Annotated in this window: 13 protein-coding genes; 10 read left to right on the top strand and 3 right to left on the bottom strand. The window is 74.8% G+C overall.

Features of this window, described 5'->3' with window-relative positions; translation table 11 throughout:
- Positions 1-351: 351 nt before the first annotated feature.
- A complete protein-coding gene (locus tag ACZ56B_RS29480; RefSeq protein ID WP_468797057.1) occupies positions 352-627 on the bottom strand; it encodes an acyltransferase domain-containing protein in 276 nt (91 codons plus the stop codon).
- 786 nt (positions 628-1413) lie between these two features.
- Between ACZ56B_RS29480 and ACZ56B_RS29475 the strand changes: the two genes are divergently transcribed.
- Positions 1414-2397 (top strand): aldo/keto reductase, encoded by a 984-nt coding sequence (locus ACZ56B_RS29475; protein WP_468797054.1) that lies wholly within the window; start codon positions 1414-1416, stop codon positions 2395-2397.
- A 136-nt stretch (positions 2398-2533) separates the two neighbouring features.
- On the opposite strand, the gene ACZ56B_RS29470 is transcribed toward ACZ56B_RS29475, so the two are convergent.
- Positions 2534-2695 carry a hypothetical protein gene (locus ACZ56B_RS29470; protein WP_468797051.1) on the bottom strand — a complete coding sequence of 54 codons (162 nt, stop codon included), beginning with the start codon at positions 2693-2695 and terminating at the stop codon, positions 2534-2536.
- A 105-nt stretch (positions 2696-2800) separates the two neighbouring features.
- On the opposite strand from ACZ56B_RS29470, the gene ACZ56B_RS29465 reads away from it, so the two are divergent.
- The gene (locus tag ACZ56B_RS29465; RefSeq protein ID WP_468797048.1) at positions 2801-3040 is read left to right on the top strand and encodes a hypothetical protein; all 240 of its coding nucleotides are present in this window, start codon (positions 2801-2803) and stop codon (positions 3038-3040) included.
- 180 nt (positions 3041-3220) lie between these two features.
- Here ACZ56B_RS29465 and ACZ56B_RS29460 read toward each other — a convergent pair whose 3' ends face one another.
- A complete protein-coding gene (locus ACZ56B_RS29460) occupies positions 3221-4027 on the bottom strand; it encodes an SDR family NAD(P)-dependent oxidoreductase (RefSeq protein WP_468797045.1) in 807 nt (268 codons plus the stop codon).
- A gap of 137 nt (positions 4028-4164) precedes the next feature.
- Between ACZ56B_RS29460 and ACZ56B_RS29455 the strand changes: the two genes are divergently transcribed.
- The 8 genes from ACZ56B_RS29455 (at position 4165) to ACZ56B_RS29420 (ending at position 11211) form a co-directional block, all read left to right on the top strand.
- On the top strand, positions 4165-4968 hold the full coding sequence (locus tag ACZ56B_RS29455; RefSeq protein WP_468797042.1) for an SDR family NAD(P)-dependent oxidoreductase: 804 nt from the start codon (positions 4165-4167) through the stop codon (positions 4966-4968).
- A 189-nt stretch (positions 4969-5157) separates the two neighbouring features.
- Positions 5158-6252: a carboxylate-amine ligase gene (locus ACZ56B_RS29450; protein ID WP_468797039.1), complete on the top strand. Its 1095-nt coding sequence runs from the start codon at positions 5158-5160 to the stop codon at positions 6250-6252.
- Between the two features lie 763 nt (positions 6253-7015).
- A complete protein-coding gene (ectA, locus tag ACZ56B_RS29445; RefSeq protein WP_468797036.1) occupies positions 7016-7492 on the top strand; it encodes a diaminobutyrate acetyltransferase in 477 nt (158 codons plus the stop codon).
- Positions 7493-7555: 63 nt separating this feature from the next.
- Positions 7556-8848, top strand: coding sequence for a diaminobutyrate--2-oxoglutarate transaminase (ectB, locus tag ACZ56B_RS29440; RefSeq protein ID WP_468797033.1), 1293 nt, complete (start codon positions 7556-7558; stop codon positions 8846-8848).
- Positions 8849-8915: 67 nt separating this feature from the next.
- Positions 8916-9326 (top strand): ectoine synthase, encoded by a 411-nt coding sequence (locus tag ACZ56B_RS29435; protein ID WP_468797030.1) that lies wholly within the window; start codon positions 8916-8918, stop codon positions 9324-9326.
- 7 nt (positions 9327-9333) lie between these two features.
- Positions 9334-10239, top strand: a complete 906-nt coding sequence (gene thpD / locus ACZ56B_RS29430) for an ectoine hydroxylase (RefSeq protein ID WP_468797027.1) — start codon at positions 9334-9336, stop codon at positions 10237-10239.
- 204 nt (positions 10240-10443) lie between these two features.
- Positions 10444-10797: an SAV_915 family protein gene (locus ACZ56B_RS29425; RefSeq protein WP_468797024.1), complete on the top strand. Its 354-nt coding sequence runs from the start codon at positions 10444-10446 to the stop codon at positions 10795-10797.
- A 177-nt stretch (positions 10798-10974) separates the two neighbouring features.
- Positions 10975-11211, top strand: a complete 237-nt coding sequence (locus tag ACZ56B_RS29420; RefSeq protein WP_468797021.1) for a hypothetical protein — start codon at positions 10975-10977, stop codon at positions 11209-11211.
- Positions 11212-11406: the final 195 nt, after the last annotated feature.

Here is an 11406-nt window from a genome sequence, read left to right as displayed (position 1 = left end):
CCCCCCTCCCCCCCCCCCCCCCCCCCCCCCCCCCCCCCCCCCCCCCCCCCCCCCCCCCCCCCCCCCCCCCCCCCCCCCCCCCCCCCCCCCCCCCCGGCGGGGGGTGGGGTCATACGGCGTCCACCGTCCTTCTCTCTGAACTGGCGCAGCAAGCCGACCGGGTACGGCCCGGTTGCGGGGGGCACCGGGCCGTTCCCGGCGCGAGCCGGTGACGGCCCGCAACCACTATTAGTGACAGCCGGACGGTTGTGGTCTCAACCCGTAACACCCCCTACCTGCGCACTCACCGAAAGTCCGTCATTTCAGGGGTCGGTACTCGGCGTGTCGGTTTGCGCCGAACCATCGGGAAGATCACCCGCCGTCCCGCGGTGCCGTACGGGCGGGGTGCGGGCGGGCCGTCGCGTTGGCGATCACGGGGACGCGGGGCGGGCTCAGGACGAAGCCCTCCACGTGGCGGGCGAGTTCCCGCTGGGCCTGCCGCATCAGGGGCGAGTGGAAGGCGCCGGAGACGTTCAGCCGCACGCAGCGGACGCCACGGGACCCCAGGTGGGGCACGAGCGCGTCGATGGCGCCGGTGCCGCCGGAGACGACCTGCTGGTCCGGCGCGTCGTCGTCGGCGACGACCACGCCGGTGGAGCCGCCGTCCTCGAGCAGCGCGCGAAGGCCGTGTCGGGGAGGAGCACCATGTGCTCCTCGAACGCGCCGAAGAAACTGCCGCCGCGGTTGCGCAGGCAGCAGCAGCGCAGCCGGTCGGGCCGGGGCAGCGGCCGCACCGTGTACGTCTGCGCCCGCAGGGCCTCGAAGTGCCGGGCCAGCTGTCCGACCCGCCGCGGGCACGACCACGACTCCCACCGCCGCCCCGGCGCGGGCGCGGTTCTCGAGGTACCCCGTGCCGCGGGCGGGTCGTCGCACCGCGGGTCAGGCCTTCCGGGCAGGACACCGGGCCGCTGCCACGTGAGGGGGGTCATGGAACGCGTCACTTCCCGGGAGGGAACGGGAATGCCCCGGCTTCTCCCTCACCGCGAATTCGACGAGGAGAATCCTGGTCTCCCGGCCCCTCCCGGGCTCTGCCGGAGGGCGTCACCGCCCTTGACGCGGCGCGAGGCGGCAAGACCACCCGGGCCGTGCTCCCGGCACCGGCTGCCGCGGCGTCACCGCGCCGACCGGCACGGCCTGGGGCAGCGGCCGCGGCCGGCCGGGGCGCTCGGGCGCACCCGGCCCGGCGTGCCCCCTCCCCTCCTTCTCCGGTCCTTCCTCGCCGGAGGACCGGAAGCCGAGTCAAGTCGCAGCGGGTACACGGTGGTTCGCCGTCGGTGGTGTGTTGCGGAAATCGCCGGGCACCCAGGGGTGGGGATGTGGTGCCGGCCACGGCAGGATGGTTCCGTGTCCCCAGCCGCGTGAGAGGAACGGTGGATGAGGCGGAACAGGCTCGGCGGGAGCCGGGTGCACGTCACGGAGCTGGGCTTCGGCGGTGGGCCGCTCGGCGGACTCTTCGCGCCGCTGGACGACGAGACCGCCGCGGGAGCCCTCGAGGCGGCCTGGGACAGCGGGATCCGCTACTTCGACACCGCCCCGCACTACGGCATCGGGCACTCCGAGCGCCGCACCGGCGACCTGCTGCGCGGCAAGCCCCAGGAGGAGGTGACGCTGTCGACGAAGGTCGGCCGGCTGCTGGTCCCGCAGGACCCCGCGGGCCGGACGGACGAGAGCTTCGCGGTGCCCGCCACGCACCGCCGGGTGTGGGACTTCACGCGGGACGGTGTGCTGCGCAGCCTGGAGGACTCGCTCGAGCGGATGGGCCTCGACCGCGTCGACCTGCTGCTCCTGCACGACGCGGAGGAGCGGTTCGAGGACGCGTTGAACGAGGGGTACCCGGCCCTCGCCGAACTGCGCGCCCAGGGAGTGGTGGGCGCGATCGGCGCGGGGATGCACCACCCCGGCAAGCTGACCCGGCTGGTCGAGGAGACGGACGTCGACGTGGTGATGCTGTCCGGCCGCTACACGCTCCTGGACCAGAGCGCCCTCGACGGACTGCTGCCCGCGTGCACGGACCGGGGGGTCTCGGTTCTCGCGGCGTCGGTCTTCAACTCCGGTCTGCTCGCCACGGACCGCCCCGCCGAGGACGCCACCTTCGACTACGCGCCCGCCGCGCCGCGGATGATCGAGCGCGCGCGTCGCGTGGCCGACGTCTGCGCGACGCACGGCGTGACGCTGCCGGCGGTGGCGATGGCCTTCCCGCTCCGCCACCCGGCCGTGGCGGGCGTCGTGGTCGGCATGCGCAGCGCGGACGAGGTGCGGCGCAACGTCGCGGCGTTCGGCGCGGAGATCCCGGCGCGGCTCTGGGACGACCTGCGGGGCGAGGGCCTTCTGGACGAGCGGGCGCCGGTGCGCGCCTGACGGCCCCCCGGCCGGCGGGGTCGGCAGCGGGGGCGGCGCCCATCGCGCGGGGCGGCGGCGGCAGGGGGTGCGGCGGGCCCGGCGCCGCCCCGCGGGCGGGCCCGCGGGAGCACGCCGGCGCACCGGCGGAGAGCCTTCAGCCGGTGCGGGGGGAGAGCGCGGCGGCGGCGCGGGAGACCTCCCGGACGGCCTCGGGCGGTCCGAGCACCTCGACGTCCGTGCCGGACTGCGGCAGCTGACGGACCGCGGTCGGCACCGGGTACTCCAGCTCGACCGCCGACCGGGCGCCGTCGGCCACCGCACCGCCACGGCCGTCGTCGGAGCCGGCTGCCCGGCCGCGGCCGGTCCGCTCGGACGGCTGCTGGGCCCGGGCACGGAGTTCGTCGCGGCGGCCGGCGCGGTGATGCCGGTGCTGGGCGCGGGCATCGCGGTCGTGGCGCGGCGCGCCCGCGTCTCCGCCGGAGCCGTGCGCGCCGTGATCGGCTGCGGCGTGTCGTGGATCCCGCTGAGCCTGGCCGTCCTGGCCTTCGGCCGGCCCGGCCTCACCACCGCCGGCACCGTGTGGACCTGGCTGCAGACCGTCCCGGTCGCGGTGTTCGCGTGCCGGCGGGCCGTCGAGCTGCGCGCGTCCCGGTCCGGCTGAGGTGTGCCGCGGAGCGGGGCCGGGGACCGCACGGCGCCCCGGGCGCGAGGCCGGCGGGCGCCGCCGGTCACCGGGAAGCGCGGCCGGAGCGGGGGCCGGTCCGGCGGTCCGCTCCGGGCGGACGCCGCCGGTGAGCCGGCGCCCGCCCGGCCGCCACCGGCCCTCGGGGCCGGGCGCGCCTCACTTCCGGGACCCGGCGTCCTTGCCGGTTCCCGGTTGCGCCATCCGCCGGTGGGCCGCCGCCTTGATGCCGTCCGGCAGCACCTTCCCCGCCGCGCCGAGCGCCTTGGCCTTCAGCGACCCGGTGACGGCTTTCTTCTCGCCCGCCACGATCGCCCTGAACGCCTGCTCGGCGACCTGTGCGGGATCGTCCTTCTTCGACGTGCCCATCCGGGTGTCGTCCGCCATCCCCGCCCGGCGGAAGAAGTCCGTCTCCGTCGCGCCCGGCAGGAACGACGTGACCGTCACGCCGGTGTCCCGGACCTCCTCGCGCAGCGCCTCGGCGAAGGACTGCACGAACGACTTCGAGGCGTTGTAGACGGGCTGGAAGGGGCCGGGCATCATCGAGGCGACGGACGAGGTGAAGGCGAGCCTGCCCGCGCCGCGCGCCACCATGGCGCGCAGCAGCGGCTTGGCCAGCCGGACGGTCGCGGTGACGTTCAGGTCGATGACCGCCTGGTCGTCGGCGGGGTCGGTGTCCACGAAGGCACCACCCCGGCCGACCCCCGCGTTGAGGGCGGCGACGTCGACCGTCAGCCCGTCGACCGCGGCGAGCAGCCGTTCCACGCCCTCGCGGGTCCGCAGGTCGGCGCGCACCGGACGTACCTGTGCGCCCGTCTCCCGCAGGCCGCGCGCGGCGGCCTCCAGTCGTTCGTCCTCGGCGTTGACCACGAGGTCGTAGCCGTGCTCCGCGAACTGCCGGGCCAGTTCGTATCCGATCCCGCTGGAAGCCCCGGTGACCAGGGCGAGCGGCCGTGTGTCAGTCATGCCGGCCGGGTAACCCGCGTGCGCGTCGCCAAGCCCGGCCGCCGGACCCGCTTCGTCCGGGTACGGGACCTTCACCCGGGGTACCCGGCACCGAATCACCGCATGCGCGGACCGTCGGCGGGAAGGGCGGCACACCGGTGAGCACACGACGTGGCACGGCCCTGGTGACGGGGGCCTCCTCCGGCATCGGCGCGGCCTACGCCGGACGACTGGCCTCCCACGGGTGGGACACCGTCCTCGTGGCCAGGAGGGCCCGGCGGCTCGACGACCTCGCGCGGCGGCTGCGCGGGACGACGGGCACCGCGGTGGAGACCTTCGTGGCCGACCTGTCCGAGCCCGACGACCTGGCGCGGGTGGCGCGGCGCGCGGCGGGCGACGACATCGGTTTCCTGCTCAACAACGCGGGCATCAACGGCTACGGTCCGTTCGCCGCACTCGAACCGGAGCTCATGGCGAAGGTCCTCCACGTCAACGTCCTCGCCCTCACCGCGCTCGCGCGGGCCGCGGTCCCGGGCATGCTGGAACGCGGGCACGGCACCCTGGTCAACGTGGCCTCGCAGCTGGCCTTCGCCGGCGCGCTGCCGCCGCACCCGCTGCCCGAGCGCGCGGTGTACGGCGGCACCAAGGGCTACGTGGTCACCTTCACCCGCACCCTCGCCGCCGAACTGGCCGGCACACCGCTGCGCGTCCAGGTGCTGTGCCCCGGGCTGACCGCCACCGAGTTCCACCGGTCGCGCGGTGACGAGCCCGTGCCGGAACGGGACCGGTCCGTGCACGAGGACGGCGGCATGCCCGTGGACCGGGTCGTCGACGCCTCGCTGGCCGCGCTGGACACCGGTGAGGTGGTGTGTGTACCGGGCCTCGGGGACCCGGCCCCGGTCGACGCCCTGGCGGCGGCCGAACTGGCGATCCGCACGGCGGCCCGCCGGGGCGGGAGCTGACCCGGTCCGCCGGCCGGTCAGGACGGCCACGGCCGGCCGGTGCCGCGGCGTTTGGGCGGCGCGGATCGCGGAACTTGTGGGACGCCCTCCAGCAGACAGGGGCGCTGCCGGGCGCGAGGGGCCGTGATCGCCCGGAGCGGAACGCGTCCGTTCCGCGCAGGACGGTGCGCGGCGAGCGAAAGGCCGCTGATGACCACTGTCGGTGTCGAAGAGGAGTACCTGCTGGTCGACCCGGTCACGGGCCGGCCGGTTCCCCTGGCGGAGAAGGTGCGGGGAGCGGCCGGCCTGGAGCCCTTCGTCACCGCGCGGGAGATCCAGCCGGAACTGCTGCAGGCACAGATCGAGGTGGTCACCCCGGTGTGCGCCACGCTGAAGGAGGTCGGCGGGCACCTGCTGCGGCTGCGCCACGCGGTGGCCGGGGCCGCGGAGGCGTGCGGCTGCCGGATCATGGCCTGCGGCACGCCGCCGCTGCGGCAGGGCCCGCCGGTTCCCGTCACCGACCAGGTCCGCTACCGCGCCATGCAGCGGCAGGCACCGCAGCTGGTCGCCGAGCAGATGGTCAACGGCATGCACGTCCACGTCGCCGTTCCCGGCCGGCGGGCGGGCGTGCGGGTGCTCAACCGCATCCGGGAGTGGCTGCCGGTCCTGACCGCCATGGCGGCCAATTCCCCGCTGTGGGAGGGGCGGGACACCGGCTTCGCCAGCTGGCGCACCATCGTCTTCGGCCGCTGGCCCGTCAGCGGCGTCCCGCCCCGCTTCGCCGACGAGACCGACTACGACCTGCGGGTGCGGCAGCTGCTGTCCACCGGCGTGATCAGTGACACCGGGCAGCTCTACTGGCAGGCCCGCCTCTCCGAGCGCTACCCCACCGTCGAGGTCCGCTGCCCGGACGTGCAGCTGCGCACGGACGACGCCGTCATGCTCACCGGCCTGGTCCGCGCGCTGGTCGACACCGCGCTCCGCGAGAGCGCGGCCGGTCTCCCGGAGCCGGACCCGGTGCCGGAGCTGGTGCGGGTCGCCATGTGGCAGGCCGCCCGCCACGGTCTGAGCGGGGACCTCGTCGATCCCGGCGGCAGGCGCGTCCGCGCCGGCGACGCCGTCAGCCGGTTCCTGGAGCACGTCGGTCCCGCGCTCGACACGGCCGGCGACACCCGCGAGATCACCTCGCTCGTCCACCGCCTGCTGCAGCAGGGCACCGGCGCGGACCGGCAGCGCCAGGCCCTGGCCGAAGGGGGGATCGACGCCGTCGTCACCCTGATGACCGACGCGGGCACCATGGCGTGACGGACGACGGGCGGGCGGTGCGGGGCCGGCTGCCCCGGCGCGGGACCCCGCGCCGTCGCGGCCCGGTGCGCGTGCGACTCGGTGGTGCCGGGCAACCCGGCCACGCCTTTCGCCCCTTGCTTCCCGGGCGGGCACACCGGTGTGCGGAGCCGCGTCCGTCGCCGGGGGAAGTCCGGGCGCCGGCCGTGCGGCGCGGCGCCGGCAGGGGTGCGCAGCCGGCCCGTACGCCGACTCGTGGACAACGCCCGGGCGGGGCCCCGGACATCGCCGCGGCCCGCGCGGTGCCGCCCCCGACCGGCACGGCCGCCCCCGGCCGCGGCGCCTCCCGTGCCGGCGGGGACAACCGCCGCGCCTCCCCCACCGGTTCACCCGCGCGGTGCTCGACGCACCGCGATCCCGACCGCTCCGGATCGGCACCGCGCCCCGACTCTCCGTGAGAAACGCTCCCCCACAAGGCCGTACCGGCCGGGTTTGACCGCGGACATCGAGGGGACCGCGGTTTCCTCCTCGCTCGAACCCGCCGGTTCGCCTCGCCGTTCGCCGCCCGGCGGGCGTAGCATCAAACCGGAGCGCCCCTCATCGGTTTCCGTTCGCACAACAGAATCCCGAACCACACGTTGCGAAGCAGGGGCCCGTCGATCCGGGCGACCACCTGCCGGGCGCACAGGACATACGAGCCGATTCGAGTTTCAAGTCCACTCGACGACTGCGCGGAAAGGTCCGTACGGCGGGAGTGAGGCGTATTTCCATGGACACACCGGTCATGAAGGTTCCCACGGTCGACGACGGGGCGGCGGCGTGGCGCATCGCCCGCGACTCCCGGGTGCTCGACGTGAACTCCTCCTACAGCTACCTGCTGTGGTTCAGGGACTTCGCACGCACGTCCGCGGTGGCCCTGGGAGCCGGTGACGTGCCGGTCGGGTTCGTCACGGGGTTCTTCCGCCCCGAACGACCCGACACCCTCGTCGTCTGGCAGATCGCCGTGGACCGGGAGCAGCGGGGGCGCGGCACGGCCGGCGCCCTGCTGGACCACCTCACCGCACGGCTGGCGGCAGGCGGCGTCCTGCGGCGCCTGGAGACGACCGTCAGCCCGGGCAACACCGCTTCCCACGCCCTGTTCCGGTCGTTCGCCGAACGGCATGCGGCACCCCTCGAGAAGGACATGCTGTTTCCGGCGGATCTCTTTCCCGACACCCACGAGGCCGAGTTCCTGTACCGCATCGGGCCGCTGCGCCGATGACCGGGCGCCGTCGAAGGCATTCGGAACACCAGTCCTTTCGTCCTCCGGGAGAAGCGAGTCATCATGACGGTTCCACAGTCCGACTCCGACGTCTTCGAAAGGCTCGAGTCCCATGTGCGCAGTTACTGCCGGGGCTGGCCCACGGTTTTCGACCGCGCCCGCGGCAGCCGGCTGTACGACGAGAACGGCCGGCCTCATCTCGACTTCTTCTCCGGCGCCGGGGCCCTGAACTACGGGCACAACAACCCGGTGCTCAAACACGCGCTCGTCGACTACTTCGAACGGGACGGTGTCACCCACGCCCTCGACATGGCGACGGCCGCCAAACGGGATTTCCTCGAGGTTTTCCAGGAGACCGTGCTGGCGCCGCGTGAACTGCCGTACAAAGTGATGTTCCCGGGGCCGGCCGGCACCAACGCCGTCGAGGCGGCCCTGAAACTGGCCCGCAAGGTGAAGGGCAGGCAGACGGTCGTCTTCTTCACCAACGCCTTCCACGGCATGTCGCTGGGCTCCCTCGCCGTCACCGGCAACGCCTTCAAGCGGGCGGGCGCGGGCGTTCCGCTGGTGCACGCCACCCCCATGCCGTTCGACGACCGCCCGGACGGCCGGGAGCCCGGCCTCCCGTGGTTCGAGCGGTTGCTGGCGGGCGAGGGCTCCGGCCTGGACACCCCGGCGGCCGTGATCGTGGAGACGGTGCAGGGCGAGGGCGGGATCAACGTGGCACGGCCCGAGTGGCTGCGGGCCCTGGCCGAGCTGTGCGAGCGCCAGGACATGCTGCTGATCGTCGACGACATCCAGATGGGCTGCGGCCGCACCGGCGCGTTCTTCTCCTTCGAGGAATCGGGCATCACACCGGACATCGTGACGCTGTCGAAGTCCGTCAGCGGCTACGGGCTGCCGATGGCGCTGACCCTGTTCCGCCCCGAGCTGGACATCTGGGAACCCGGTGAACACAACGGCACCTTCCGCGGCTTCAACCCGGCCTTCGTGACCGCGGCCGCCGCGCTGGAGGAGTACTGGCGCGACGGCCGGCTGGAGAAGCAGACCCTGGCGCGCGGGGAACAGGTCGAGCAGGCGCTGAACGCCCTCGTCGCCGACGGTCCGGGCCCCGCCTCCGCCGTGCGCGGCCGGGGCCTCGCGTGGGGGGTGGAGTTCGCCGACCCGTCGCGCGCCGCCGCCGTGTGCGCCCGCGCCTTCGAACTGGGCCTGCTGCTGGAGACGTCCGGCCCCCGGGACGAGGTCGCCAAGCTGTTCCCGCCCCTGACCACCAGCGACGAGGAACTGGAGGAAGGGCTCGCGCTGTTCGGCCGCGCGGTGCGGGAGACCGGGCGCCCGCCCGGGTCCCCCGGCCGCTGACCGCACGGACGCGCCGACGGCCGCGCGGGCGGGCGTCCGCGCCGCGGAAGGAAGGTGAGGAGTCGCCGTGATCATCCGTTCCTCCAAGGAGACCGAGGGCACCGACCGGCACGTCAAGGGCGCGTCCGGCACCTGGGAGAGCAGGCGCGTCGTCCTGGCCGGGGAGCGGGCCGGCTTCTCCCTGCACGAGACGACCCTCTACGCCGGCACGGAGACGACGATGTGGTACGCCCACCACGTCGAGGCCGTGTTCTGCGTCGAGGGCGAGGCGGAGCTGACCGACGAGGAGACCGGCGAGAAGCACTGGATCACGCCGGGGACGACGTACCTGCTGGACGGTCACGAACGGCACACCCTGCGGCCCGAGACCGACTTCCGCTGCGTGTGCGTCTTCAACCCGCCCCTGACCGGGCTGGAGGACCACGACGAGGACGGCGTCTACCCGCTGCTGACGGAACCCGAGACCGACGAGGGGTGAGGACACCATGACGACACTGGACAACCACCGCCGGACCGCCGACCCGTACCCGACCCGCGGCGCGACCGAGACGACGGTGCCGCGCCGGGACCCCGTGGTCTGGTCCGCGCCCGACGCTCCGGGCCCGTTGGGGCGAGCCGCGCTGCGGGAGTTCGAGCACACCGGTTTCACGGTCGTGGACGCCCTGCTGACCCCGGACGAAGTGGCCCTCCACCGCGCCGAGTCGGACCGGCTGGTCCGGGACCCGGCGGTCCGCGCCGACGAACGCGCCGTCGTCGAACCCGGATCGCGGGACATCCGCTCGGTGTTCGAGGTGCACCGCATCAGCGAGGTGTTCGCCGCGCTCGTGCGCGACGAGCGCGTGGTGGGGGCGGCCCGCCAGATCCTCGGCTCGGACGTGTACGTCCACCAGTCCCGCATCAACCTGAAACCCGGCTTCGGGGCGAGCGGCTTCTCCTGGCACTCGGACTTCGAGACCTGGCACGCGGAGGACGGCCTGCCGCGCATGCGGGCCGTGTCGGTGTCGATCGCGCTCACCGAGAACCACGACACCAACGGGAGCCTGATGATCATTCCCGGCTCGCACAAGACCTTCCTGGGGTGCGCGGGCGAGACTCCGCAGGACAACTACAAGGAGTCGCTGAAGCGGCAGGAGGCGGGGACGCCGTCGAACGAGGCGATCACCGCGCTGTCCGCACCGAACGGCATCCGGTTGGTCACGGGGCGGGCCGGCTCCGCGACCTGGTTCGACTGCAACTGCATGCACGGCTCCGGCGACAACATCACGCCGTACCCGCGCAGCAACGTGTTCATCGTGTTCAACAGCGTGGAGAACGCGGCGGTGGAGCCCTTCGCGGCACCGGCACGGCGGCCCGCGTTCGTCGGAGCGCGCGATTTCACCCCGGTGAGGTGAGCCCTCGCGCGCCGGACGTCCGCGGGTGTCCGGCGGACCGCCGCCGCGGACCACTGCGGGCGCGGGGGACGCCCCTCGTCACGCCGGGGCGGCGGGGCCGCGGCCCCCTCCGGTCGTCGCGGCCCCGGCGCCGGGGGCCCGTACTCCTCCGGCGACGTGCCGGTGTCACACCGCGTGAGAGGTCCGAGCCGGCCGGAGGCCCCCATGGCAGACACCGGACCGGACGGGGGACTCCCGCCCGGTCGCCCCGCGCCGACCGGCCCGCTGTACGTGCCCGTACGGCCGACAGGCCGCTGCTACGTGACCCGCTTCTTCCGCACCCCCGGCGGGCGCCGTACGGCCGTCGCCTTCACCACCCCCGCACGGCTGCTGGCGGCCCTCGGCCAGGACCACCCCTGGATCAGGCTCTCCGTCACCGCGCTGCGCTCCCTCGCCGCACCTCTCGGGTGCACCACGCTCACCATCGACCCGCAGGCGTCGGCCCCACCGGGCGGCGCGTCCCCCGCGCCCCCTCCGGAGACCGGGGAGGGCCGGTGCGAGGCACAGCCGGACCGGTGACGGCCTCCTCGTCGAGGCCCGAGGACCTCGTGGTCGCGGGGCGGCACCGGGAGCGTCGGGGCGCCCGCACCGGCGAGGCGTCCGCGCGGCCGGCGGGACGCGGTCCCCGCCCGGCGGGCGGCCCGCATGCGACGGGCACGGCGCGGTACCCGGTCACTGCTGGGAAGGGAGAACATCATGGCCGTTTGCGAGGTATGCGGGAACGACTACGCCCTGTCCTTCGAGGTGCACACCATCGACGGGGCGGTGCACACGTTCGACAGCCTGGAGTGCGCGGCCCACAGGATGGCGCCGGTCTGCGACAACTGCCAGTGCAAGGTCCTCGGGCACGGACACCAGGCCGACGGGCGGTTCTTCTGCTGCGCCCACTGTGCCCGTGCGCGCGGTTACGAGGCCCTCGCGGACAGCGCGTAGCCGCGCGTCCCCCCGGACGCGGGCAGTCCGCCCCTCCCCGACGGCCGTGGCCGCACGGGCCGGTCGCCGCGGACCGGCCCGTGGGCCCGGCCGTACGGGGGCGTGGGGGGGGGGGGGGGGGGGGGGGGGGGGGGGGGGGGGGGGGAGGGGGGGGGGGGGGAGGAGGGGAGATGACGAGACCGTTATACGCGCATC

The organism is Streptomyces sp. NPDC034670 (genome assembly GCF_055574875.1).
This window is presented reverse-complemented; position numbering and strand designations above follow the sequence as displayed.

What these genes read in the sequence shown, in the direction of transcription:
- ACZ56B_RS29475 (WP_468797054.1), top strand. Translation starts at nt 1,414, where the DNA reads ATGAGGCGGAACAGGCTCGGCGGGAGCCGGGTGCACGTCACGGAGCTG.
- ACZ56B_RS29465 (WP_468797048.1), top strand. Translation starts at nt 2,801, where the DNA reads ATGCCGGTGCTGGGCGCGGGCATCGCGGTCGTGGCGCGGCGCGCCCGC.
- ACZ56B_RS29460 (WP_468797045.1), bottom strand. Translation starts at nt 4,027, where the DNA reads ATGACTGACACACGGCCGCTCGCCCTGGTCACCGGGGCTTCCAGCGGG.
- ACZ56B_RS29450 (WP_468797039.1), top strand. Translation starts at nt 5,158, where the DNA reads ATGACCACTGTCGGTGTCGAAGAGGAGTACCTGCTGGTCGACCCGGTC.
- ectA (WP_468797036.1), top strand. Translation starts at nt 7,016, where the DNA reads ATGAAGGTTCCCACGGTCGACGACGGGGCGGCGGCGTGGCGCATCGCC.
- ectB (WP_468797033.1), top strand. Translation starts at nt 7,556, where the DNA reads ATGACGGTTCCACAGTCCGACTCCGACGTCTTCGAAAGGCTCGAGTCC.
- thpD (WP_468797027.1), top strand. Translation starts at nt 9,334, where the DNA reads ATGACGACACTGGACAACCACCGCCGGACCGCCGACCCGTACCCGACC.
- ACZ56B_RS29425 (WP_468797024.1), top strand. Translation starts at nt 10,444, where the DNA reads ATGGCAGACACCGGACCGGACGGGGGACTCCCGCCCGGTCGCCCCGCG.
- ACZ56B_RS29420 (WP_468797021.1), top strand. Translation starts at nt 10,975, where the DNA reads ATGGCCGTTTGCGAGGTATGCGGGAACGACTACGCCCTGTCCTTCGAG.